Below are 25,168 nucleotides of genomic sequence, written 5' to 3'. Positions count from 1 at the left end.
ATCACGCTTTTGGCGTGATTTTTTTTATTTTAAATACAACTTTTATTAATTTTGATATCAAATAAAAAATAATTTATTATGAAACCCATTTATTTAATTCTAGCGATTGGTTTTTTAACCATTTCCTGCGATTCAAGGTATGATGGCCCAACAGATGAATTAGAAACTTTGCCTGTAAGCCAAGTGGAAATGCCGATAAAATTTGCAAAAGACAGTATAACTGAAATTCCGGTGCACTATATTCGTCCTTCTGTTTGTCATTTCTTTTATGATTTTTATTATGTGAGAAATAACTTTACAAGAACTGTTGCAATTATTGCATTAAAACAAAACTCAGGTTCTAATTGTCCTCCAAGTCAACTAGATTACACCGCAAACATAAGATTTAAACCGGCCAGTTTAGGTACTTATCATTTTAAATTTTGGACTGGCACCAATGCGCAAGGAGTAGATCAATTTGAAGAATATGATGCTGTTGTTGATCATTAATATTAATACTCTAATAAAAAAGAGCGCCTCGATAGCGCTCTTTTTTATGGATTATATTTATTTAACTGATTCAAAATAATTGATCTCGCCTTGTCTTTTAATTCCTTTTTATTATCCAAATTCAGTCCTTTGGTTTCAATAGAATTATGAACCATGGTTCGCAACAAACCAGGAGAACCGCTTAAAAAAGTATACGATAATCTTTTTTTATTATCTGCAAATGTCATGGGTACAATAGGAATTTGATGTTCTATGGCTAATCGAAAAGCGCCGTCTTTAAATTCATCTAATACTACCGATTCATCTGGAACGCCGCCTTCTGGAAAAATACAAATACTTAACCCTTGATTGAGTCTTTTTTGTGCCCGATCATATACCGCAAATCGGCTTTTTGAATTGTTTCTGTCTACCAATATACAGGTTCTTTTGTAGAAAAATCCAAACAAAGGTATGGCAGCCAGTTCTTTTTTTCCTACAAAAACAAATGGATTTCTTTCAATAGCCAACATCAACATAATATCAATCATAGAAGTATGATTAGCAATAATCATGTAGCTTTTTCTTTTTTCAATTTCTTGCTCTCGGTCTATTTTATATTGAAATCCCATAGCAAATAGAATTCCTTTTGCCCAAATTCTAGCCAATACAAAGAAATAGCCGTACCATTCTTCTCTTAATATAGAAATTATCAAAAATGGAAATAATAACACAATAAAAAAGGCAATCACAATGTAAAACCAAATGCGCCAAAGTGTCCAAAAAATGATTTTTATTAATCTCATAAGGTCAAAATTAAGGAAATGTAGGAGATTTTTATTACAAAGGTTTAACTTTGCATAAATTATTTTTAGAATGGCGAATATACTTACTGGTGTTCAAAGCACAGGAACCCCGCATTTAGGAAACCTTTTGGGAGCAATTATCCCAGCGATTGCATTGTCTAAAAAACCAGAAAATCAATCGTTTCTTTTTATTGCCGATTTACATTCAATTACGCAAATAAAAGACGGCGAAACCTTGTTAAGCAATACCTATAGTACTGCTGCTGCTTGGTTAGCCTGCGGACTTGATGTAAATAAAGTGATTTTTTATCGCCAATCTGATGTGCCTCAAACTGCTGAATTATCATGGTATTTGAGTTGTTTTTTTCCTTATCAAAGATTGACTTTGGCCCATTCTTTTAAAGACAAAGCAGACCGATTAGAGGATGTAAATGCAGGTTTATTTACCTATCCTATGCTAATGGCTGCGGATATATTATTATATGATGCCAATTTTGTACCGGTTGGTAAAGATCAAATGCAACACATAGAAATTACTCGAGATGTTGCGTCGCGTTTTAACCACCAAATGGGAGAAACTTTTGTAATTCCGGAAGGAACCGTACAAGAAGAAACCATGTACATTCCGGGTACAGATGGCCAAAAAATGAGTAAATCTCGTGGCAACATCATCGATATTTTCCTAGATGATAAAGCACTTCGCAAACAAATTATGGGTATTGAAAGTGATAGTACACCGCTAGAAGATCCAAAAAATCCTGATACGTGCAATGTTTTTGCTTTGTATAAATTATTGGCTACGGAGGCAGAAATTAGTGTCATGAGACAAAATTATCTTGGTGGAAATTATGGTTATGGCCATGCTAAACAAGCTCTTTTTGAACTTATTTGCGAGAAATTTAAAGCTGAAAGAGAAAAATACAATTACTACATTTCGAATCGCGCTGAGCTAGATGCCATCTTAAAAACAGGAGCTGAAAAAGCAGGAACTATAGCCGATTCAGTACTTAAAAGAGTAAGAGTAAAATTAGGTTTTTCAGGTAGCTAATATTTAAATTGCTTCAAATAATTTTCCGGGCAAAGGGCGAATCACACCTTTTAATTCCATGTTGACTAAAACAGAAGATGTTTTAAAAACAGGATAATCACACTCCAACGCAATTTGATCTATTTCTGTTTTTCCTTGTGCAAGGAGGTAATCGTATATTTTTTGTTCGATTTCAGTTAACGAAACAAATAATTGCTTTTGGATACTTTGCTTTTCTTGTTTATGAATTTCCCAATTCAAAATATAAATAAGATCGGCAGCAGAAGTCAATAAATGCGCCCGCTGGGTTTTAATTAAATTATTACATCCTTGGCTAAATTTATCCGAAGTTCTTCCAGGAACTGCAAAAACATCTCTGTTATAATAATTGGCAAGAAGAGCTGTAATTAACGAACCTCCTTTTTCGGCACTTTCAATCACAATTGTGGCCTCAGAAATACCGGCTACAATTCGATTTCGTTTTACAAAATTCTCTTTTTCTGGACTGGAAGTGCTCCAAAATTCAGTTAAAAATCCGCCATTATGTTCCATTTTAGAAACATACTTTTTGTGTGATTTTGGATATATTTGATTGAGTCCATGGGCTAACACCGCAACCGTTTGCAAGTTGTTTTCAAGTGCAGCTTGATGTGCTACAATGTCCACGCCATAGGCAAAACCACTCACAATAATTGGGTTTAAAGGAGCTAAATCTTGAATTAATTTTTTGCAAAAATCAATTCCGTGAGCAGAAACCTGTCGGGTGCCCACAATGCTAATTATTTTTTTATTATTCCAATTAATAGCTCCTGCTGAAAACAACAAAACAGGTCCGTCAATGCAGTATTTTAATCGATCAGGGTAGTTTTCCTCTAGATACGAACAACAACTAATATTGTTATTTTTTATATAATCCATTTCGCTTTTTGCTAAAGCGAACACCGAAGCATCTTTAAAATTTTGAAGGAATCCCTTTCCAACTCCATCAATGTTTTTTAGAAAATTCGTTTTTGCTTGAAATACTTTTTCGGCTGAACCACAATGGGCAATTAATTTTTTAGCTATAATGTCGCCAACTCCTTCAATTTTTAATAAAGCTAATAGGTGAAACAATTCGTTGTCGGTCATGATTATTGAGTATCTATCTTAAAAATACGAATTAAATTTAAAATTGTTAACAAAATATATTGATAATATTTTGTCTTTTCCATTAAATAATTAATTTTGTGTTTATGAAGATGGATTTATACATATCGCAATTACTATATCGTTACCAATGTGTTACCGTTCCTGGATTTGGTGCTTTCTTAACCGAAATCCAATCGGCTCACTTAAATGAGTCGTCGCATTCTTTTTATCCGCCAAAAAAATTGGTTTCTTTTAATTCGTATTTAAAAAATAATGACGGATTATTAGCTAATCACCTGGCGCAATCTGAAAAGATTAGTTATGATGCTGCGGTATCAATAATTGAAAATCAAGTGGTAAATTGGAAATCTAAACTTCAAGAATTAGAAACCATTACGCTTAAAAATATTGGAGAGTTTTCTCTAAACACCGAAAAAAGCCTTGTTTTTACTCCATTCGATTCAGTAAATTATTTAACTGAATCTTTCGGTTTAACTACTTATGTTTCTCCTGCTATTAAAAGAGAAGTGTTGCAACAAGTAGCCAATTTAAAAGAAGATACTGAAGTAGTTCAACTTGTTCCTGAAGCGCGTTCCAATCCGTTCTTGAAATATGCTGCTATTTTTGTAATTAGCGCAGGCTTACTTGGTGCTGGTGGGGTATTAGGAAATAACTACTACCAACAAAAAATTCAAGAAGAAACTTTAGCAGTACAAACTAAAGTTCAGAAGCAAGTAGAGCAAAAAATTCAAGAGGCTACTTTTGTAATTTCCAACCCTATTCCGGCTGTAACTTTAACAGTGAATAATGCTAAAACACCTTATCACATTGTGGCGGGTGCATTTCTTAGCGAAGAAAATGCCGATAAAATGTATGATGAGCTTATTCATTTAGGTTATCCTGCAAAAAGAATTCAAAAAAACCAACACGGATTATATCCAGTTATTTATAAAAGTTATGCTTCTTATTCGGAAGCGCAAACTGAAATGCAGCGAATTAAAAAATCACACAACCCAGAAGCTTGGGTGCTGATTGAAGAACTTTAATAAAATCCCGATTTCTCGGGATTTTTTGTTTTTATATTAGTTTGTTTAAAATAAATACCTTTGAAAAAAATTTAATTATGACTCCAAAGCACCCTATAGATTCCTTAACCATACTTACCGATATGGTATTGCCAGGCGAAACCAATCCTTTAAACAACCTTTTTGGAGGAGAATTATTGGCTCGAATGGACCGCGCTGCAAGTATTGCTGCCCGAAGACATTCTAGAAGAATTGTAGTGACTGCTTCGGTAAATCATGTTGCTTTTAACCGCACCATTCCTTTAGGAAGTGTTGTAACTATAGAAGCTAAGGTTTCTCGCGCATTTACATCCTCTATGGAGATCTTTTTGGATGTATGGATAGAAGATAGAGAATCGGGAAATAAAATGAAGGCTAACGAAGCTATTTACACTTTTGTAGCTGTTGATGAATCGGGGAACCCAGTTTCGGTGCCGCCATTAGATCCACAAACAGATGAAGAAAAATCGCGCTTTGATGCCGCCTTGAGAAGAAAACAATTGAGCTTGGTTCTTGCCGGAAAAATGAGTCCGCACGATGCCACCGAATTGAAAGCGTTGTTTATGTAAATAAAAAAGGTCCAAAAAGTAAAACTCTTTGGACCTTTTTAATTGATTTCTATTTTATCGTTTCAACCAATTCATTGGATTTACGAATGAAGCATTTTGTGAAATGGTAAACTTTAAAACTGTTTTGCCTTCGGCATTAGTCCTAATTTTTCCAATACTTTGTTTAGCAGAAACTTTATCTCCTGCACTTACATTTACAGAGCTTAGGTTTTGGTATACTGTAAAGAAATCCCCGTGCTGCACACACACTAATTTGGTTAATGGAGAGGTAATAATCACTTTAGTCACTTCACCGCCAAAAACGGCGCGGGCACTAGATCCTGCTTCTGTAGTAATTTCAACTCCACTATTATGGATTGTCAAAGATTTATAAACAGGGTGTGGCTGATCGCCAAAACCTAAAGTGATTGCTCCTTTTTCTACTGGCCAATTCAAACTTCCTTTGTTGGCTTTAAAGTTATTGGATATCAATTGCCCTTCTGGCGTAAGCATAATCTTGGTTGACTCTTCTATCTTTTTAGTCTCTGCAGCAGTAGTCGTTTTAGGATTGGCTTTTACTTTTGCGGCAGCAGCTTTTTTATTGGCTTCAGCAATTGCATCACGAATCATTTTTTGAATTTGTGCATCAATTTTTCTTGATTCTTGTTGCTTTTTCTTGATTTCGGCAATGATTTGCTTTTTATCTTTCTTCAAACTATTTGCAATTTTTTCTTGCTCTTGTTTTTCTTTTACAAGATCTTGACGCTGTTTTTCTTGCTCTGCTAATAGTTTTTCTTTTTCGGTTTTTTGACCACTTAATTTTGCATTATGATCGGCCAATTGAACTGATTTATCTTTAATTTCATTCCCTTGCATTTTTCTATAGCTAGAATATTGCTTCATATATTGCAATCTTTTATAAGCTTGTAAAAAGTTTTCAGAAGACAATAAAAACATCGCGCGACTTTGCTGAGAACGGCTTTTATACGATTTTACAATCATCTCGGCATAATCTTCTTTAAGAACAACCAAGTCTTTTTTTAACTTATTAATTTCAACTTGATTAATATACATGTTGTTGCTTAGCAACTTAGCTTGTTTCTCGGTGGTGGAGATTAATTTTTGTTTTAATCCAATTTTTTCTTTTTGAATTTGTAAAAGTTTGGTTACCGATTTTTCTTTGCCTCGCACCTCTTGCAGCATGCGCTCTTTTTCTTGAATTTCTTGTTGAATTTTAATTTTTCTTTGTTCTAACTCTTCTTGCGTAAGTTGGCTCCAAGCCATTGTAGATAAGAAGACTAAAAATAATGTTGCTAATTTTTTTTGCATAACTATTAGATCTTTTCTATAAAAATTCTTTCATATCCTTCGGGTACATTGTAAGGAAAAGAAAGTTCTTCGTTAAAGGAAATGTTCTTGTATTCGATATTGATGTTGGTTTTACTCTCTTTTTGTCGGGCATCAATTGCCAAAGATAATGGTAAAATCATTGAGTCGTATCGTTTATAATCAGGATATTCAATTTGTAAAGTTCGGTTTTTCAAAGATTGGTTAATTTCTTGTTTTTTTACCAAATAATTATCGCTTTCAAAATAAAAAGATTTGTTGGTATAGCTATCCGTATTGGATTCTAACTTGTATAATTTTTCTATAATTGACGCAGCATATTTTCCGGCATGTAAATCATCAATCGTTTTTCCTAAAAACATATTTTGTAACTTTTGATAATCTAAATCAGTGCCTATCCATCTGCTTAACAATGAGTAATCTCCCTCAAAATATTTATTCCCAATCTTATCATAATACTGAACTGAACTTGGTGTAATCAAAGCTTTTGCCATAGTAATTCCAAGAACTCGGACGCTGATTAAAATCTTTTCGTTCTTTTTTATTTTAATCTCGGCTTGTACATTTTGCGCTTGTTTTTCATCTTCATATCGAGCACTTGCCTTTATATACAATGTAGAAAAATCAATTTTATTGTTATCGTAGCTTGTAATAATTTTTTCGGCAGATAAAGTAGAGCTTGCTTGCCCTTCTGCCAGAACCGCTTTGGTTTTGCAGGATGCCAATACAAGCAATAGCACAAGGGCTAAGTAATTTTTCATTTTTTTATTTGTGTTGTAATTTTTGTTTTTCAATTAAAGAATTGGCTTTTACAAAATATGTGTCTTTCTTTTTAAAATCTCCCAATCCGTTGTAGGCTTCACCAAGTTGAAGATTGAAATTGATTTCCAAATTTGGATCATCAATAATAAAATCAATCCCCGACTCTAAACTTGCAATTGCTTTTTTGTAATTTTTCAATTGATTATTGGCCAATCCGTTATAATAATACAATTGAGGCTGCGACGGAAACAATTGCATTTGCTCTTCTGAAGCGGTTTCTAAAACATCAAATTGAAAGTTTTCAGTATAGGCTTGCATCAATAGCAATAGGGTTTCCATATCGTCATTGGTAGCTTTTATATGCATTTCATAATAGTGAATTGCTCTTGACCAATCTTTTTTAGATTGATAAAATTTACCTATTTCTTTGGCAACTTTTACTTCTTTATCCTTGCTAAAATAACCAATAGCATGATCTAAATCTTTATCAAACTGGGGATTATTTTTGGTGAATATTAAAAATTCATTCAATATTCGGTGTTTTAGTTTGTTGTCAATCTTTTCACTTGCCAATACAATATTCATAGCATTAACGGCTTTTACACCGTCGTTATTGTTCAAATGAAATTTAAATAAACTCACTTGCGCCCAATCGGAAGTTGGAATTTCTTTTTCTAATTTTTGCGCAACTTCTAATGCTTTATCTTCTTGATTGCTTTTAGAATAAAGAAAAATCAAAGAAATGTAATTGGATTCCTCTTTTGGAAATTGTTTGATTTTACTAATCAAATTGGCTTTTTCTGCGCCTTGGTATTTGGCATCTTGCAAAATTTGCGCTTTATACAATTCTCGTTTATCAGATTTTCCGACCGTTTCATTAAGTTCGTTAATCAAATCGAGTGCTTTGTCAAATTGCTGTGTATTCATATACAATGAAACCAAATCTTCTCTATAATCTGCTTTAAATTCGACTAATTTTTGAACAATATTTATAGCCTGATTGTAATCGTGGGTATCATAACATACATCATACATGCCCACCCATGCCCAACGGTTTTTTGGATCTATTTTTGTTGCTTTTTCAAAATTATCATAGGCCTCATTATATTTTTTTTGAGACAAATAATTTTTTCCTAATTCAAAATAAACGACACCATTTTCTGGCTGAAGCGTCTGGCACTTTTCTAATGATTCGATCGCTTTATCGTAGTTTTCCATTCCTTTCTGCTTCAACGATTCGAAAAAAGAATCTTCAAATTTGTTTTCTGCCAATGCCAAGGTGTCCTTTGGCTCTTCTTGAGCAAAAAGATAAATAGGCGCAAAAAACAACGCGATTAGAAAACTATATAAAGCTATTTTTTTCATTTATTCTAATACTGAATAATCTCCAATACTGATACTTGTAAATTTACCATCAAAGCTTGCATGATTTCCAATCATCGCATTATCTAAATGGGCATTTTTAATATTTGAATGCGTTTGAATCAAGCTATTTTTAATGGTACTATCGCTTACATGACATCCGTCTCCTAACGATACATTAGGGCCAATAGTTGCATTTGTTAATACCACATTTTTTCCGATATAACACGGCGCAATTATAGTAGAATTGTTTTGTAATACATCATAATCAATCAAATGAATTCCGTCGTTATGAAGAAAATTCAACATTCTATTGTTGGTGTCTACTGTAACATCTTTGTTTCCGCAATCCATCCATTCGTCTACTTTTCCTGGAACAAATTTCATGCCTTTTGCCATCATCTGTTTAATACCATCATTAATTTGGTATTCCCCGCCGTGAACAATGTTGTTGTCCAACACTAATTGCAATTCATTTTTTAAAACAGCAACATCTTTAAAATAGTAAATTCCGATAACGGCAAGGTCTGATACAAATTCTTTTGGCTTTTCAACCAATTCGATAATTTCATTATTTTCATTCAAATTAATTACCCCGAAAGCTTCCGGCTGATCCACTTGTTTTACCCAAATAACGCTGTCGGCAGTTTTATCTAAATCAAAGTCGGCACGAATTAAAGTATCGGCATAAGCGATAACCGCAGGGCCACTCAAAGATTCTTTAGCACACATTATGGCATGACCGGTTCCTAAAGCTTCATTTTGATAATAAATAGTTCCTTTAGCTCCCAATTTTTGAGCAATTGCCAATAACTCTTCTTCTACTTTTGCACCAAAACTTTCGTGGATAATAAAGGCTACTTCATCAATATCTTGATTTAATACCCCAGCAATATCTTCTACCAATCGGTGCACAATTGGTTTCCCAGCTATTGGAATTAATGGTTTCGGAATGGTTAATGTGTGTGGTCTTAATCTAGATCCACGACCTGCCATTGGTACTATTATTTTCATTTTATAGTCATTGCGAGGGACGAAACAATCGCGTCCTCAAATTAATTTAACTTTATTTTACTCCCGTGCTACCAAAACCGCCTTCACCTCTAGAGGTTTCTGACAATTCTTGAACTTCAATCCATTCGGCTCTTTCGTGTTTGGCAATGATTAACTGTGCAATGCGCTCGCCATTTTCAATCACAAAATCCTCATTAGATAAATTTACTAAAATTACTCCAATTTCACCACGATAATCGGCATCAACTGTTCCTGGAGAATTTAATACTGTGATTCCTTTTTTGGCTGCCAATCCGCTTCTTGGGCGAACTTGTGCTTCATAACCAATTGGAAGTTCAATAAAAAGTCCGGTTTTTACAATGGTTCTTTCTAACGATTTAAGCGTAATTGGTTCTGAAATATTCGCACGCAAATCCATTCCTGCCGATGCGATGGTCTCGTAATTTGGCAATTCATGTTGCGATTTATTGATAATTTTAATAGTCATTATTTAGTTTTTCTTTTAATGATTCTTAATAAAGTTTCTTTTTCGCTGTAATAAATGAAATATAAAAACACGAAAAGGATTCCGATTTTAATAAAATAATTTTCTCTTATGTACGGAATGTAAAACGAAATGGCTGAGAACAAAATGCTCATAACTAAATAGCCAAAAATGCGAATTCGATCGTAAGGAATTGGGTATTTATTTCTGCCTAAATAATAAGACAAGGCCATCATGCTTCCATAAGCAGCAATAGTTGCAATTGCTGAGCCATAATAACCGCCAAAAGGTCCTTTTAAAGGAATTAAAAGATAATTTAGGGCCAAAGTCACGGCGGCGCCAACTAATGAGATATAAGCACCGATTTTTGTTTTATTTGTCAATTTATACCAAACGGATAAATTGGTGTAAATACCTAAAAAGAAATTAGCAAAAACAATTAGCGGAACTACTTTCATTGCCGACCAATAGGTTTCGTTGTCTAATAAAATGATTTTTAATAAATCGGCAAAAACTATTACGCTTAAGGAAATAAACGAACCAAATATCACGAAATATTTAGTTATGGTTGCATAAGTTTGTGGTGCGTTTTCATTACTTGCATGGCTAAAGAAAAAGGGTTCTATTCCAAGTGAGTAGGCAGTTCTAAATAATACCATAAATAATCCCAACTTATAACAAGCAGAATAAGCTCCAACTTCTGATTTAGCTATATTGGGTGGTAATAATTTTCCTAAAAGGATTTTATCAAAATGTTCGTTTATGGCAAATGCTATTCCGGCAATTAAAATTGGAAGTCCATATTGCATCATGCGCTTCCATAATTCGGGGTCTATTTTCCAATTTATTTTGAAGTAATCGGGAGATAAAACAACAAATGTGGATAAGCTAGAAATTAAGTTTGCCAAAAATATATAACCTACTTGAAAGTCTTCTACATAAATGGAAGCAAAAATGCCGTTTGGATCTGAGGCTGCACTATTTGGCAAAGCCAATAAAAAGAAGAAATTCAAACCTAAATTAATAACCACATTTCCAATTTTAATAGCAGCATAACGCATTGGTCTTTGGTTCGCTCTTAACTTTGAAAACGGAATCACAACTAAGGCATCTAATACCAAAATCCAAATAGAATAGGTGATGTATTGCACCTCAACATTGGCATAATTAGCTAATGTGTTTCTAAATAATAAGGCTACAATTAGAAAAGATAAAGAGCTCCAAAAAATTGAAATGGTTGAAGTGGCAATTACTTTTTTCTTGTCGTCTTCCGAATTATAAAAACGGAAAAAAGCAGTTTCTAATCCATAAGATAATATCACATTAAAAAATACCATCCAGGATAATACCGTAGTCAAATCGGCATAGTCTGCTTTATTTGGAAGTACGTTGGTGTAAAGTCGTACCAAAAAGAAGCTAAGCATTCTTGGCAACACCATGGCCAAACCATAAATTGCAGTTTGTTTGAATAAGTTTTTATATAAACTCAAGGTAATTATCTTTAATGATAAACAAAAATAGTTATAATATCGATGTAATAAAAAAAGAGCCAACAAATGTTGACTCTTTTATGATTTTATTAATACTTAAAATTATCCTTTTAAAGCTTCAGCTCCACCAACAATCTCTAAGATTTCGTTAGTAATTGCAGCTTGACGTGCTTTATTGTATGTTAATTTTAATTGATCTCTTAATTCGGTTGCGTTGTCTGTTGCTTTATGCATTGCTGTCATACGAGCTCCGTGTTCTGAAGCAAAGGAATCGCGAATTGCTTTATACAATTGTGTTTTTAACGACTTAGGAATTAAAGTTAAAACGATTTCTTCTTTAGATGGTTCGAAAAGGTAATCTCCAGCAGCAACAGCTGTTTCTGAAGCAACAGGTGCTAAAGGTAAAAATTGCTCAGTTTGAACTATTTGAGTAGCAGCATTTTTAAATTGATTGTAAACTATTTCAATTTTATCGTATTCGCCAGAAGTAAACATTTCTGTTAACTCATTAGCAATTTCCGCTACAGCATCAAAAGTAAGATTGTCGTAAATTGAATTATGACTAGCAATAACGGTGTTTGTTTTTTTCAATACATCACCACCTTTTTTTCCGATAGAAAAAACATCAACTTTTTTTCCAGCGTAGGAATCAGCAATAGCTTTTGTTTGCTTAATAACATTGGTGTTAAATGCACCACATAAACCTCTATTAGAAGTTACTGCAACAACTAACACTTTATTTATTTCGCGTTGAGCGGTAAAATCACCACCAACTTCGCCGTCCATAGTAGCGCTTAAACTTTGTAATAATTCCGTTAATTTTTCGGCATAAGGGCGCATAGCTGTAATTGCATCTTGTGCTTTTTTCAGTTTTGCCGCAGAAACCATTTTCATTGCAGAAGTAATCTGCATCGTAGATGAAACGGATGTAATTCTATTACGGATTTCCTTTAAGTTTGCCATTTTATTTGGTATTGGGTTTGGGGTTCTGGGTACTAGGACTAAAACCTAAAACCAAGGACCTTGAGCCTAATTAATTATATTTTGCAGAGATTTCTGAAGCTGCTTTTTCAATAACATCAGTAATGTTATCGTCTAATTTTCCAGCTTTTAATGCATCTAATGTATCTCTATGTGTATTATTTAAATATTCTAAGAAATCTTTTTCAAATTCTTTTACTTTATTTACTGGAACATTTCTCAATAAATTTTTAGAACCTGCATAGATAATTGCAACTTGATCTTCTACTGTATAAGGAGAGTTCAAACCTTGTTTTAAGATTTCAACGTTACGTTTTCCTTTTTCAATTACGTTTAAAGTAACTGAATCCAAATCAGAACCAAATTTAGCAAACGCTTCCAATTCACGGAATTGAGCTTGGTCTAATTTTAAAGTACCTGCTACTTTTTTCATTGATTTAATTTGTGCATTACCTCCCACACGAGATACCGAAATACCTACGTTAATTGCAGGACGAACTCCAGAGTTGAATAAATCTCCATCTAAGAAAATTTGTCCGTCAGTAATCGAAATTACGTTAGTTGGGATATATGCAGAAACGTCTCCTGCTTGTGTTTCAATAATTGGTAAAGCCGTTAATGAACCTCCACCTTTTACGATACTTTTTAAAGTATCTGGTAAATCATTCATGTTTTTAGCAATATCATCGTCAGCAATTACTTTACATGCTCTTTCTAATAAACGAGAGTGTAAGTAAAATACGTCACCAGGATAAGCCTCACGACCTGGAGGTCTTCTTAATAAAAGAGATACCTCACGGTAAGCAACTGCTTGTTTAGATAAATCATCATAAACAATTAATGCAGGACGCCCTGAATCACGGAAATATTCTCCAATTGCAGCTCCTGCCATTGGTGCATATACTTGCATTGGTGCTGGATCTGATGCGTTAGCTGCTACAATTACTGTGTAAGCCATTGCTCCTTTTTCTTCCAACATTTTAGCAATTCCAGCTACAGTTGAAGCTTTTTGTCCAATTGCAACATAGATACAAAATACTGGTTTTCCAGCATCGTAAAATTCTTTTTGATTTAAGATGGTGTCAATACAAACGGTAGATTTACCTGTTTGACGGTCACCAATTACCAACTCCCTTTGTCCACGACCTACAGGAATCATAGCGTCTACCGCTTTAATACCTGTTTGTAATGGCTCGGTTACTGGCTGACGGAAGATAACTCCAGGAGCTTTTCTTTCTAAAGGCATGTCAAACAACTCACCTCCGATAGGTCCTTTACCGTCAATTGGCTCTCCAAGTGTATTTACAACACGACCAACAATTTGTTCTCCAACTTTTAAAGAAGCAATACGTTGTGTTCTTTTTACTGTAGATCCTTCACGGATTCCAGTAGATGGTCCTAAAAGTACCACCCCAACGTTGTCTTCTTCTAAGTTCAATACGATTGCTTCCAATCCGTTTTCGAATTGTACTAACTCACCATATTGAGCATTTGATAAACCGTAAACACGAGCGATACCATCACCCACTTGAAGTACAGTTCCTACTTCTTCTAAACTTGCACCTGATTCAAAACCAGATAATTGTTTTTTTAATATTGCTGTAATTTCAGCTGGTTTAATTTCTGCCATTTTGATATATCTTTAATGGAATTTTAATTGCTAAACTCTCTTTTTAATTCACTTAATTTACTTGCTACTGAAGCATTGTATTGTTGATCTCCAACTCTTAAAATAAATCCCCCAATAATTTCTGGATCTACAATGTTGTGGATGGTAATTTTCTTATTCGAAAACTCGGCAATTTTTGCCAATACTTTAGTTTCTAACTCTGGAGTAATTGGAAGCGCAGTAGTTACTTTAGCTACTTCAATTCCTTTACTTTCATCGTATAATCTATTGTATTGAATTGCAATATCTTCTAAGATTTCGTGTCTTTTATTTTCATGTAACAAATCAAATAAGCTATTTGTTTCTGCTTGAACATTAGAAAATATTTCAGACAATGCCGATTTCTTATATTCTATTTTAATAATAGGACTCGTTAGAAAATGTCTTAACTCTGAACTTTCAGTTACTGCCTTAACGATTGAATTCATGTCGCTATTAACAGCATCTGCTTTTCCAGAAGATTGAGCAATTTCTAATATTGCTTTGGCGTATCTAATCGCTGCTCTAGACATAATGATTAGTTTAATTTAGCGTCACCCAACATTTTCTCAACTAATTTTGTTTGAGAATCTTTGTTAGATAATTCGTCTCTTAATACTTTTTCAGCAATTTCTAGTGACAATGAAGAAACTTGATTTTTCAAATCTGCCATTGCTGCATTTTTTTCGCTTTCGATTGATGCTTTTGCTTGTGCAATCATTTTTTCACCTGCAGCTTGCGCTTCGGTTTTAGCGTCGTTAATCATTTTATCTTTGATTTCACGAGCTTCTTTCATTAAAGCATCACGCTCTGCTCTTGCATCAGCTAATAATTTCTCATTATCTGATTTAAGGTTTTGCATTTCTTTTTTAGCGCTTTCAGCCGATTGTAAAGCATTTTTTATACCTTCTTCTCTTTCATTTACAGCATCTAAAATTGGTTTCCAAGCAAATTTTTTCAATAAGAAAATTAATGCAATGAATAATGCTGTTTGTAAGATAAACAAGCCTAATGAAATATGTCCAAATAATTCTTCCATTATATATGTATTTAAATTTTTTTAATTTTAAAAATAACAAAAGTTGCAACCAACCGTTACAACTTTTGTTGTAAAAATTTACGATGCAAAAATTGCAGCGAAACCAATACCTTCAATAAGTGCAGCAGCAATAAGCATCGCTGTTTGGATTTTTCCAGTAGCTTCTGGTTGACGAGCGATAGCATCCATTGCAGAACCACCGATTCTACCAATACCAATACCTGCTCCAATAACTACTAATCCTGCTCCAATAATTCTAGGAATTTCCATAAAAATATGTATTAAAAATTAAACATTCAAAACTATTAATGATGCGCCTCTTCGTGGTGGTGCTCTTCTGAAGCAGAACCAAAATATAAAGCGGCCAACATTGTAAAGATATACGCTTGTAATAACGCAACCAATACTTCTAATAATGTTAAAACAAATGAAAGCAAGAAAGCCAACGGACTTCCAACGATACTATTTGCTTTGTACATTAATGCAATTAAACTCATTAATACCACGTGCCCTGCCAACATATTTGCATACAAACGAATCATTAATGAAAACGGTTTAATGATCGTTCCTAACAATTCAATTGGCGCCAATATAAACTTCATTGGAACTGGAACTCCTGGCATCCAGAAGATGTGTTTCCAATAATCTTTCTTAGCGGTAAAGGTAGTAATAAGGTAGGTTAAAAGAGCTAAAGCTCCAGTAATCGCTAAATTTCCTGTAATATTTACTCCTAGTGGTGTTAATCCAAAAATATTTGAAAACCAAATGAAGAAAAATATCGTTAATAAGAAACTCATGTATTTTTTGTAGTGCTTTTCTCCAATATTTGGAATAGCAATTTCGTCTCTGATATATAAAATAATAGGCTCAAAAAATCTTCCTGCTCCTTTAGCAATAGAACCATTCTTTTTGTATGATTTACCTAACCCAGCGAATAATAAAAACATTAATACGCTAACCACAATTATCATAAAAAGACTTTTTGTAATTGATAAGTCAATTGGTTTTTCGTTTTCAATATGACCTTCAGCGTTTTCTTTTAATGTTCCTTGAGCGTCTGTTTTGTAGATTTTACCATCATGGTGGCTGATTTTGTAGTAATTTCCTCCATCTTCTGCAGGTGCATCATGTTCTTCATGACCAAATTTAGAAGAAGAAAATATATGAAAACCGTTATCCCATAGAATAACTGGTAATGGGAATCCAACGCTATGTTCTGCATTTTTCCCGTATGAAAAAATATGAAAATCGTGAGAATCTAATAAGTGATGCTGAATAAACTCTTTTCTTTCTTCATCTTTAGCTTCGTCTTCAGACAATACTTTTTTTTCAGGGGTAGCTGCTACTGCTTCTACCTTATGATTTACTGGTGCATTTTCGCTGTGATTCGCATTACTATATAAAGGAAAAAATGCTAATAAAGCGGCAAATAAGAACTGAAGTGGTTTGTTTAAAAACAACATATTTGATAATTTCTTTAATTTATTTTCTCAAATTTGGTGCAAAAGTACAATTTTAATTAATATTAAAAAGTATAACTTTTATTTTTTTTGAGAAAAGTGGGTGTGTTTTTCTGTTTTATTGCTTTTTGTTTAACATTCTAATAGTTACAACTGTTTCTATTGTTAAAAACTCAGCAAATATTAAAAAGAAATTTGATTTTTCTGGTGTGATTAATTCGTTTGTTTCTTGTAAAATTGGATGTAATAAAATATATGCTACTCCCATTTTTATACTTGTTACTAATAAAAAGGTTTGCCCAACGCTGTCGATGTTTTTTTTCTTCATTTTTATCAGAATTAATAATATAATTACAGAACAAGTGAAAAAAAACAAGAACAATAATGGGGTTGGATACCTAAAATTAGAAGTAATTATAGAATTATATTTAAAATGGATAAACAATTCATGAAAAAGAAAAGTAATAATTACAAGAAAAACAGCTTCAAATAAAGGCTGGAATTTACTTCTCTTCATTGTTGTCTAATTTATTGATTTCCTTTAATTGTCGATTTAAATTATAAAATGCTAGTGCTACTCCAATTAAGGTAAAGAGTTTTACAAATAAATTTTTGGGATTAGGGTAGTTTTGATCTAGCCAAGTGCCAAGTTTCGAAAATAAAAAAATTACTACCCCCATTTGAATGGGAATATTAATTAATGCCAACCATTTATTAGGCTTTTTTTTCGGTGACTGAAGATTCATTTAGTTGGTTGGATTTAGAATTTGGTTTCATTATGCAACTCGCACTAAAGTCGGCGCCAGGTTCAACAGAAAGTTTTCCGCAAACCACTTCACCTTGCACACTCGATTTTAATTTAACATTTAATAATTCGGCAACTTGTATTTTACCTTTGTATTTCCCTTCAATATCGCAATTTTTACATTGCACATCTCCGGCTAGGCTTCCTGCTGGACCAATAACCAATTTGCCTTTAGATTCGAAATTTCCTATTAAATGTCCGTCTAATCTAAAATCTGCTGGAGAAACAATATCTCCTTTAATTATAGTTCCTTCTACAATTCTGTTGGTTTTACCCAATAAATCGGTATAAGATTTCGTCTTTTTATCAAACATAATTTATGGTTTTTTAGGGAACCCTGGATTAGCTGATTTCGGATTTGCGCTGTTTAAATTATTATCTGACGGATCGATATCATTTTGAGGCGCATCCATATTTTGTTTTGATTTAATGGCTTGTTTCTGGCTGTTATTAGGGTTTTGACCTGGTTGATTTTCTTTTTCAACTGCTGGTTTTTTATATGCAATTTTTTCTTCAGGAAGAGCAATATTTCTTTGAATAAGAACAATTGGTTTGTTAATCCAATCACCTGAGGTATATTCATCAATATTCTTTTTCACCTGAACTACTTTATAATTTTCACTCGATATTATAATGGCTAGGTCGGCTATTTTATAATCTTTATATTCTTTCAATACATGGGCAATTCCTGTAGCACTTTCAACAGATTTAATTCCGTGAATTACAAAGAAATTACTTTCTAATGTATAAATATCCGATGAAACCGTTAGTTTTTCTATGGTTCTTTCTTTGGCAAATTTTGTGATTTTATCTAAAAGATCTTTGCTGCTTTTAGCAGTTAAATCGTCTACTTTAAATAATATATTCCAAGAAGTTGGGGTTTCCGAATTAAAAGAAAACGATTCTAAATATGGAATTTTTGTTGCAATATAAACCTCAGTATTTTTACCTTCTTCACTATTTGGATAAGAAAGAGCTACATAATTTAGCGCTTTTTTAAACTCAGCAACTCCTTTTAGTTTTCCAACTACATTGGCTTTCAATAATTCAAATTTAGGCAGCATTTCTTCTCCCGTAAATTGTTCAATAGCTTGTTCTAACTTTGGTAATATTTCTCTGTATTTTTCTTTTTCATAATCTCTGAAATATTCATTGTAAGCTACTTCTGGCGTGGAGCTTAATGAATTTACGCCTCCAGGATTGCTTAATATTTGTGCATAACGAGAATCTGGAAATTGAGAAATTATTTTTGACTTCATTGCCATTGCTTTCTCCGTATCAATAATCTCATAAATTTTATAAAGATTATACATTGATGGTAATACCAAACGCTCTTCTGGCTTGTTGTCTAAAATTTTTTCAAGTTTATCTGCAGCTCTTTTATACTCTTTAAATTTTTCTTTATAAATCACTCCCAACTGGTAGTAAGCAAAATTTCTTTCTTTAGCAATACTATCCAAAACCTTCGAAGAGGAAGGAATTTGTTTGGTATAAAAATTTACTGTATATTTTTCGTTTACTTCTTTTGTTGCGTTTTCAGTGTCTGCTTCAGCGTCATTATTTTCATCAGAAACTGAATCGTCTTTTAAAGATTCTTTTGATAATCTCCAATTAAATACATGGGCTCTATCTCCCCATTTTTTCTTAAATTCTTGGATTCCAAAAGCGACAGTTGATGGATTATAAAAATAAAAAGTGCTTCCAGATCCTTGATTAATATTAACTGGGGCAATTGGCTTGGTTGCAGCCGTTTTTGCAGCCGATCCGTTTTCGGCTCCCGACGCTTCTTTTTCTTTAGAATCTTTAGATTTAGCATCTAAAGCTGCAGCAATTTTTGCATCTTCTTTTTTAAGGGATTCAATATATTCATTAAAATATTTTTCTTTACCTTCTTTAGATAATGTAGCTATTTTTAGAATGCTGTCTTTTCGTTGTGCAATGCCTTCGTACTTAATTACATCTTCTAGATTTTCTCTTTTCTTGGTAATCAATTTAAATTCTCTCGATTTAGAATTTAATACTGTCAATGTACTGTCAAAATATTTCCCAGCTACTACATATTTGGCTTTATTGAAATAAATATCCGCAAGATTTCTATAATTAGAAGCAACTAAATACGAGTCTTTAGTTTTCTTTTTTAATGATGTATTATAATACCCTATAGCTTCTTTAGTTTTATTTTGTGAATCATAAAACAAAGCCATTTGGTGGTTTAAGACATCTAAAAATGGTCTGTTTTCTCTATCTTTTAGCAAATGATTAAATTTTTCTAAGAAAGCTATTGTATCTCCCTTTTTAAAATCAAATTGACCCGCTTGATGTGCATGAGCTTGAATCACATATTGTCTTGCGGCCTTGCGCTTCATATCAATAACCTCCTGAAATTTTGCATAAGCACTGTCTTTGTGACCTAAACGCTCATAAATTTGTGCTTCAATAAAAAGGTATCGCGCTACTTCTTCTTTAGATTTAGTAAACTCCGTCGCTATTTTTAATTTTGCTAAAGCATTTTTATTTTCATCCAAATTTAAATACGCTTGCGCTAAAGCGGCATTGGCATCGGCAAAAATTTGATCTTTAAATTTTATCTCGCTTAGTAATTTTTTTAGATTGATTACCGCAGCCGCATCATTATCCATGCGCATGTTGGTTTTTTCTCTCCAAATTTTAACCTCCTGAATTTTACTACTAGTTGGGTACTTGTACAACACGTAATTGAATGCTTCGAGAGCTGGGACAAATCGTTGATCGTAATATCTTGTTTTCCCTAAAAGTAAATGTGCTTCGTCCATTTGCGGATTTTTTTCTGATCCGCCAATATTCATAGAATGCTTTTGAATTGCTTTGACTGCTTTTGTTTCTGCTATTTCAAAATTTTGATTTTTGGCCTGGCCTTGCGCCATTTGCTCTTGCGAAACCTGCATGCGTTCTACCGGAAGAATCGCCCAAAAATTGTCATTATATTGAGATTTCAATTCTAAAATCCCTTTTTCTATTGCCAAATTACCATTATAAAGTACATTATCTTTTGTTGTTAATGCATGGTAATTTCTTGAAACAAAGGTGTTTTTTTTTGTAGAACAAGCAACAAAAATTAATGCTGCTGCGGTAAGAAAAGTATATTTTAAAGTAATCGTTTTCAAATTCAAATCGTTTAATAACTAACTAATAAAAGTTAGTTTTAGTATAACTAACTGGTAAAAGTAAGCTTCTTTTTGATACTTTAAAAAAATATGCCGGATTTTCTTCTAAATTCTATGGAATGAATCCATATAAAATAATAAAAAGTACCTCCTATTTGAAAATACTTGCTATTTCTTACCTTTGCAAAAAATAAAACTCAATGGCATCTTTTTATAAGTTACAAATCAAAGAAATTAAGCGAGAAACACCTAGCGCAGTTTCTGTGGTTTTTAATGTTCCAACCGAATTACAATCTGCGTATCAATTTATCGCAGGTCAATATATTAATTTGAAATTAACGCTTGACGGAAAAGAAATTCGTCGTGCTTATTCCATTTGTTCTTCGCCTAATAGTGGTGAATTACGCATTGCAATTAAGGCAGTAAAAAATGGTCTTTTTTCAAAATTTGCTAACGAAAATCTTGGCGTTGGAGATCTTCTAGAGGTGGGTCTGCCAGAAGGTAAATTTACTTTTGAGCCTCATTTTGAAAAACAAAAAAACTACGCAGCTCTAGTTGCTGGAAGCGGAATTACACCTGTAATGTCAATCCTACAATCGGTTTTAGAAAACGAGCCTAAAAGTTCTTTTGTTTTACTTTATGGAAATAAAACTCCCGAAGAAACTATTTTTCACCAACAATTACACGATTTACAACTAAAATATGTTGGTCGTTTATTTGTGCATTATACTTTCAGTCAGGCCAAAGTTGAAAACGAACTTTTTGGAAGAATAGACAAGTCGAATATTAACTTTGTTTTTGATAACAAACACAAAGAAAAAGATTTTGATAAGTTCTATTTATGTGGTCCTGAAGATATGATCAACTTGGCAACTGCCGTTTTAAAAGAACACAATGTTGCTGATAAAAACATCAAATTTGAATTGTTTACCGCATCAGGAACTGAAAATACTGAAGCAAGTTCTCACGAAGGGCATACTAAAATCACGGTTTTGGTAGACGACGAAGAAACGACTTTTGAAATGAGTCAGAAGCAAACCATTTTAGATGCTGCTTTAAAACAAGGCATTGACGCTCCTTATTCTTGCCAAGGCGGAATTTGCAGCAGCTGTTTAGCTCGCGTTTCTAAAGGTACTGCAGAGATGAAAAAGAATTCTATTTTGAGTGATAAAGAAGTGGCCGATGGCCTTATTCTAACTTGTCAAGCACATCCAACTTCGAGTGAATTAACGGTAGATTTTGATGATGTTTAATTAAGTTGTGACAGAATTCTGTCAACTATTTTTTCTGGCGAAATTGTTCGCATAGCATCTTCATAACCATCAACTTTTTTATTCCCATAAACCGAAGTCGGCAATAATGGATAGTGCACTCTATCGGAGACCAAACAATTTTCTTCCGGTTGGTTATACGGTGCAAAGCCAGCATAAGGATGCGTAGCGCCCCATAAAGTAATGGTTTTTACTCCAAATAATGCTGCCAAATGTGCATTTCCAGAATCCATAGAAAGCATTACATCTAGATTTGAAATGAGATGTAACTCATCGGTAAACGAAAACTTTTTTGAAAAATTAAAAACATTATCTGAGCCATTTACTAGCTTTTCTAATTGAGCGAAATCTTCTTCGCCACCAAACAATAAAATCTTATTTTGTTTATTTTCGGAAAGTGCTGCGATCACTTTTTCCATTAAATCAATTGGATAGCTTTTTCCGCTATAATGCGCAAATGGCGCAATTCCAATCCATTTTTCATTTTTTTCGCCCAAAATGGAACATGCTTTTTCGGGAATCGGTTCTTTTTCTAATAAATAAGGCATGTCCAAATTAACCGAATAACCCAATTCCTTGAGTGTGTCCAAGTGCCTTTGGATCATTGTTTTTAGAGGTCGGAAATCTTTATTAGTTAAGCTAGTGAGTGCTTTTTTTTCGGCTCTGCCTTTATCGGTTGCGGCTACTTTTTTGCCAGAAAGTGCAAATAATTGGCGCACCACTTGAGATCGAAGTACGTTGTGAAAATCGGCAATTTGGGTTACCCCAAGCGCTTTTAAAACGGAGTACAACTTGATGATTCCTAAAACTCCTTTATGCTCGTTGTGGGTATGAACCGAGAAAAAATTTATATTCGGAATATTTTCAAAAATCGATTTGAATAACGGCCTTGAAACAACGGTAATTTTTAAGTCGGGATACTGCTGTGACAAAGCTAAAATAACAGGAACTGTCATAGCAACATCTCCCATTGCAGAGAGTCTGATAATGGCAATATGCTGAGCGTTATTTGACAAATAAATTATTTTTTATTCTGATATAAAACTGGATTCAAATCGTCATCGTTGTACATTTTCATCTGTTTGTACACTTTCATAAATTTATCTCCGTTTTCAATATCTAATAATAAATCATCAATTGCAGTAGATAAATCGGTTCGTTGCTCTAAAAGTACATTTAGTTTTTCTTGACATTTATCTCTATGTTCTTGCGAAGCTTCTGCACGAGTAACTTCTTCGTTCATGTGATAAATTTTTAAAGCTAAAATAGACAATCTATCAATGGTCCAAGCCGGACTTTCTGAGTTGATTTTGGCGGAAGCCTTAACGGCAACATGAGCATATTTTTGAAGGAAATAACTGTCAATATATTCCACCATGTCGGTGCGTTCTTGATTAGAAGCGTCAATTTTTCTTTTTAAAGTTAATGCCGCAACCGGATCAATATTTGGATCTCTAATGATGTCTTCGTAATGCCATTGCACGGTATCAATCCAGTTTTTAAAATACAACAAATGCTCAATTTTATCACTTGGATAAGGGTTGTTTATAGGTTGATCTACACTGTCGTGAACGTGGTAATCCTTAATACTTTGTTCAAATATGGAATAGGCAAATTTTGAAAACATCACTATATTATTTTAATTATTTCATACAATTTAACAAAAAGGTCTCGAGTGCAAAGATAGTTTTTATACTTTTACATAAACCTACTTAATTATCACTTTTATGCAAATTCATACTATTTCTAAAAACAACAGTATTCTTAATCATTTTTTAGCAGAAATTAGGGCTGTAGAAATCCAAAAAGACAGCATGCGTTTTAGGAAAAACATGGAGCGCATTGGTGAAATAATGGCATATGAAATTAGTAAGGAATTGCACTATCAAGAAATTGCCGTTACTACTCCGCTTGGTGTAAAACAAACTGCAGCAATTGCGGACAAAGTGGTTTTATGTTCTATCCTTAGAGCGGGATTGGCTTTGCATTCGGGATTTACAAATTTCTTTGATCATGCCGAAAACGGATTTGTTTCAGCTTACAGACACCATCCAAATAACGATGATTTCTTTGACATATTAATAGAATATAAGGCAATGCCTTCATTGGAAAACAAAACGCTAATCCTAATTGATCCGATGCTTGCCACGGGACAATCTATTGTTGCGGTGTTAAATAAATTAAACCTAATACAAAACCTCAAAGAAATTCATATTGCAGTTGTCATTGCCGCGCCCGAAGGAATTGCTTATTTAGAAAAAAATACTCCAAGCAATTGCCATCTTTGGGTAGCCTCGTTAGATGAAAAACTAAATGAAAAAAACTACATTATTCCAGGACTTGGAGATGCTGGTGATTTGGCTTTTGGAGATAAACTATAGTTGCGAAAAGAAGCAATAAAACCCCGAAGCAATAGAAATTAATAATATTAATTCCTGTTGAAATTTACTCTGAAAATTTTCTACTGTGCTCGTTGCAATTATTGCCATTGGCAAGAAAGAAAACGCCAAAATTTCATTGCTTTTATTAGCTGAAATTAAAAAAACAAGGATGCTTAATATTGTTCCAAAAAGTGCTTTTTTATAGGATGCTTGAAGATTTAATGGCTTATTTGGAATTGAAAAAACAAATGGAAAAACAAAAAATGCCAAGAATACTGCAAAAATAGAAAAAGCTATGTTTTGAGTTTGACTTGTAAAATAATCGATCTTAAAACTCACTTCTCCTGAATGAAGAAAATTAGTTACCACCGATTTTTCGAATAATAGGTCATAAAACAGAATTACCACCACAAATCCGAAAAGAGCTACAAAGGGAATTAACCAATTTCTATAATCTCGTGAAGCATTAAATATTATGGAAATGTATACTAGAACTATGAAAATTATAGCCCAATAATGAAACAAACTTGCTACGAAGATCCATAAAGAGGCATCAAATATTTTTTCTTTTGTGAATTTTAATGTTTGCAAAGAAATTAATCTTCTCATGGATAACAAAACAAAGAAATTTGCTAAAAGCAAATTGATACTGCTGAATATCTTCGGGAAGAAAAGTAAGAAAAGGAAAAAAAACAATATTGTATAGGAGCTCCCTTTGGATAAAGCATTTTTTTTAACAATAAAATTAGAAAGAAATAATGACCCGAAAACAAGTACTAAAGCAGCCGATTTTTTTATAATATCGCCCCAAGTATTTATTCCTGTCGGATTGTGAAATTGATATACAAAAAACAGGATGATAGTTAAAATTCCTATCAAAGAATAATTAATTGGAGTAGATTTTTTAAAAATGCTTGTTATCATGAGTATATTTTATACTTTT

The 25,168-nt window shown here is 33.1% G+C and carries 27 protein-coding genes; 6 read left to right on the top strand and 21 right to left on the bottom strand.

Going from position 1 to position 25,168, the window contains the following annotated elements; translation table 11 throughout:
- The first annotated feature begins 78 nt into the window (after nt 1–78).
- Nucleotides 79–489: a hypothetical protein gene (locus ABWO08_RS02425; RefSeq protein WP_353083459.1), complete on the top strand. Its 411-nt coding sequence runs from the start codon at nt 79–81 to the stop codon at nt 487–489.
- A gap of 44 nt (nt 490–533) precedes the next feature.
- Here the strand turns inward: ABWO08_RS02425 and ABWO08_RS02420 are convergent, their stop codons facing one another.
- Complete coding sequence (locus ABWO08_RS02420) at nt 534–1,271, bottom strand: lysophospholipid acyltransferase family protein (RefSeq protein WP_353083458.1); 738 nt, start codon at nt 1,269–1,271, stop codon at nt 534–536.
- Between the two features lie 70 nt (nt 1,272–1,341).
- On the opposite strand from ABWO08_RS02420, the gene trpS reads away from it, so the two are divergent.
- Nucleotides 1,342–2,319, top strand: a complete 978-nt coding sequence (trpS, locus tag ABWO08_RS02415) for a tryptophan--tRNA ligase (protein ID WP_353083457.1) — start codon at nt 1,342–1,344, stop codon at nt 2,317–2,319.
- Nucleotides 2,320–2,322: 3 nt separating this feature from the next.
- Here trpS and dprA read toward each other — a convergent pair whose 3' ends face one another.
- Nucleotides 2,323–3,426, bottom strand: a complete 1,104-nt coding sequence (gene dprA, locus ABWO08_RS02410; RefSeq protein ID WP_353083456.1) for a DNA-processing protein DprA — start codon at nt 3,424–3,426, stop codon at nt 2,323–2,325.
- Nucleotides 3,427–3,530: 104 nt separating this feature from the next.
- Here dprA and ABWO08_RS02405 point away from each other — a divergent pair, with 104 nt between their 5' ends.
- On the top strand, nt 3,531–4,472 hold the full coding sequence (locus ABWO08_RS02405) for an HU domain-containing protein (protein WP_353083455.1): 942 nt from the start codon (nt 3,531–3,533) through the stop codon (nt 4,470–4,472).
- 77 nt (nt 4,473–4,549) lie between these two features.
- On the top strand, nt 4,550–5,059 hold the full coding sequence (locus ABWO08_RS02400) for an acyl-CoA thioesterase (RefSeq protein WP_353083454.1): 510 nt from the start codon (nt 4,550–4,552) through the stop codon (nt 5,057–5,059).
- Between the two features lie 54 nt (nt 5,060–5,113).
- On the opposite strand, the gene ABWO08_RS02395 is transcribed toward ABWO08_RS02400, so the two are convergent.
- From ABWO08_RS02395 to porW, 16 genes are all read right to left on the bottom strand, one after another.
- The gene (locus tag ABWO08_RS02395) at nt 5,114–6,367 is read right to left on the bottom strand and encodes a murein hydrolase activator EnvC family protein (RefSeq protein ID WP_353083453.1); all 1,254 of its coding nucleotides are present in this window, start codon (nt 6,365–6,367) and stop codon (nt 5,114–5,116) included.
- A gap of 5 nt (nt 6,368–6,372) precedes the next feature.
- On the bottom strand, nt 6,373–7,146 hold the full coding sequence (gene lolB1, locus ABWO08_RS02390) for a lipoprotein insertase outer membrane protein LolB1 (protein WP_353083452.1): 774 nt from the start codon (nt 7,144–7,146) through the stop codon (nt 6,373–6,375).
- 4 nt (nt 7,147–7,150) lie between these two features.
- A complete protein-coding gene (locus ABWO08_RS02385) occupies nt 7,151–8,512 on the bottom strand; it encodes a tetratricopeptide repeat protein (protein WP_353083451.1) in 1,362 nt (453 codons plus the stop codon).
- Nucleotides 8,513–9,523 carry a sugar phosphate nucleotidyltransferase gene (locus ABWO08_RS02380; protein WP_353083450.1) on the bottom strand — a complete coding sequence of 337 codons (1,011 nt, stop codon included), beginning with the start codon at nt 9,521–9,523 and terminating at the stop codon, nt 8,513–8,515.
- Between the two features lie 52 nt (nt 9,524–9,575).
- Nucleotides 9,576–10,010, bottom strand: coding sequence for a dUTP diphosphatase (gene dut, locus ABWO08_RS02375; RefSeq protein WP_298395731.1), 435 nt, complete (start codon nt 10,008–10,010; stop codon nt 9,576–9,578).
- Nucleotides 10,010–11,497 carry a lipopolysaccharide biosynthesis protein gene (locus tag ABWO08_RS02370; RefSeq protein ID WP_353083449.1) on the bottom strand — a complete coding sequence of 496 codons (1,488 nt, stop codon included), beginning with the start codon at nt 11,495–11,497 and terminating at the stop codon, nt 10,010–10,012. The genes dut and ABWO08_RS02370 overlap by 1 nt, the downstream gene beginning before the upstream one ends.
- A gap of 102 nt (nt 11,498–11,599) precedes the next feature.
- Nucleotides 11,600–12,460, bottom strand: coding sequence for an ATP synthase F1 subunit gamma (gene atpG, locus ABWO08_RS02365; protein ID WP_353083448.1), 861 nt, complete (start codon nt 12,458–12,460; stop codon nt 11,600–11,602).
- Between the two features lie 70 nt (nt 12,461–12,530).
- Entirely contained in the window at nt 12,531–14,108 is a 1,578-nt protein-coding gene (atpA, locus tag ABWO08_RS02360; RefSeq protein ID WP_353083447.1) for a F0F1 ATP synthase subunit alpha, read from the bottom strand.
- A gap of 23 nt (nt 14,109–14,131) precedes the next feature.
- Complete coding sequence (atpH, locus tag ABWO08_RS02355) at nt 14,132–14,665, bottom strand: ATP synthase F1 subunit delta (protein WP_353083531.1); 534 nt, start codon at nt 14,663–14,665, stop codon at nt 14,132–14,134.
- Nucleotides 14,665–15,165, bottom strand: coding sequence for a F0F1 ATP synthase subunit B (locus ABWO08_RS02350; RefSeq protein ID WP_353083446.1), 501 nt, complete (start codon nt 15,163–15,165; stop codon nt 14,665–14,667). Before ABWO08_RS02350 ends, atpH begins: the two co-directional genes overlap by 1 nt.
- 78 nt (nt 15,166–15,243) lie before the next feature.
- Complete coding sequence (gene atpE / locus ABWO08_RS02345; RefSeq protein ID WP_108369812.1) at nt 15,244–15,435, bottom strand: ATP synthase F0 subunit C; 192 nt, start codon at nt 15,433–15,435, stop codon at nt 15,244–15,246.
- Between the two features lie 35 nt (nt 15,436–15,470).
- The gene (gene atpB, locus ABWO08_RS02340; protein WP_353083445.1) at nt 15,471–16,628 is read right to left on the bottom strand and encodes a F0F1 ATP synthase subunit A; all 1,158 of its coding nucleotides are present in this window, start codon (nt 16,626–16,628) and stop codon (nt 15,471–15,473) included.
- Between the two features lie 115 nt (nt 16,629–16,743).
- Nucleotides 16,744–16,953 (bottom strand): hypothetical protein, encoded by a 210-nt coding sequence (locus tag ABWO08_RS02335; protein ID WP_353083444.1) that lies wholly within the window; start codon nt 16,951–16,953, stop codon nt 16,744–16,746.
- A 175-nt stretch (nt 16,954–17,128) separates the two neighbouring features.
- Entirely contained in the window at nt 17,129–17,371 is a 243-nt protein-coding gene (locus tag ABWO08_RS02330) for an AtpZ/AtpI family protein (RefSeq protein WP_353083443.1), read from the bottom strand.
- On the bottom strand, nt 17,340–17,744 hold the full coding sequence (locus ABWO08_RS02325; protein ID WP_353083442.1) for a bactofilin family protein: 405 nt from the start codon (nt 17,742–17,744) through the stop codon (nt 17,340–17,342). Before ABWO08_RS02325 ends, ABWO08_RS02330 begins: the two co-directional genes overlap by 32 nt.
- A 3-nt stretch (nt 17,745–17,747) precedes the next feature.
- Nucleotides 17,748–20,573 carry a type IX secretion system periplasmic lipoprotein PorW/SprE gene (gene porW, locus ABWO08_RS02320; protein WP_353083441.1) on the bottom strand — a complete coding sequence of 942 codons (2,826 nt, stop codon included), beginning with the start codon at nt 20,571–20,573 and terminating at the stop codon, nt 17,748–17,750.
- 200 nt (nt 20,574–20,773) lie between these two features.
- Here porW and ABWO08_RS02315 point away from each other — a divergent pair, with 200 nt between their 5' ends.
- Nucleotides 20,774–21,826, top strand: a complete 1,053-nt coding sequence (locus tag ABWO08_RS02315; protein ID WP_353083440.1) for a 2Fe-2S iron-sulfur cluster-binding protein — start codon at nt 20,774–20,776, stop codon at nt 21,824–21,826.
- On the opposite strand, the gene ABWO08_RS02310 is transcribed toward ABWO08_RS02315, so the two are convergent.
- Together ABWO08_RS02310 and ABWO08_RS02305 are read right to left on the bottom strand one after the other, a co-directional pair.
- On the bottom strand, nt 21,823–22,860 hold the full coding sequence (locus ABWO08_RS02310) for a glycosyltransferase family 9 protein (protein WP_353083439.1): 1,038 nt from the start codon (nt 22,858–22,860) through the stop codon (nt 21,823–21,825). The genes ABWO08_RS02315 and ABWO08_RS02310 overlap by 4 nt on opposite strands.
- A 5-nt stretch (nt 22,861–22,865) precedes the next feature.
- Complete coding sequence (locus ABWO08_RS02305; protein WP_353083438.1) at nt 22,866–23,471, bottom strand: DUF4254 domain-containing protein; 606 nt, start codon at nt 23,469–23,471, stop codon at nt 22,866–22,868.
- 100 nt (nt 23,472–23,571) lie between these two features.
- Between ABWO08_RS02305 and upp the strand changes: the two genes are divergently transcribed.
- Nucleotides 23,572–24,225 (top strand): uracil phosphoribosyltransferase, encoded by a 654-nt coding sequence (gene upp / locus ABWO08_RS02300; RefSeq protein WP_353083437.1) that lies wholly within the window; start codon nt 23,572–23,574, stop codon nt 24,223–24,225.
- Here the strand turns inward: upp and ABWO08_RS02295 are convergent.
- Nucleotides 24,220–25,149, bottom strand: a complete 930-nt coding sequence (locus ABWO08_RS02295; RefSeq protein WP_353083436.1) for a DUF6427 family protein — start codon at nt 25,147–25,149, stop codon at nt 24,220–24,222. The genes upp and ABWO08_RS02295 overlap by 6 nt on opposite strands.
- Between the last annotated feature and the right edge of the window lie 19 nt (nt 25,150–25,168).

It is taken from the genome of Flavobacterium sp., assembly GCF_040383245.1.
Classification (GTDB): domain Bacteria; phylum Bacteroidota; class Bacteroidia; order Flavobacteriales; family Flavobacteriaceae; genus Flavobacterium.
Note: the sequence above shows the minus strand (reverse complement) of the source record. Positions and strands in the feature narration are given on the sequence as shown.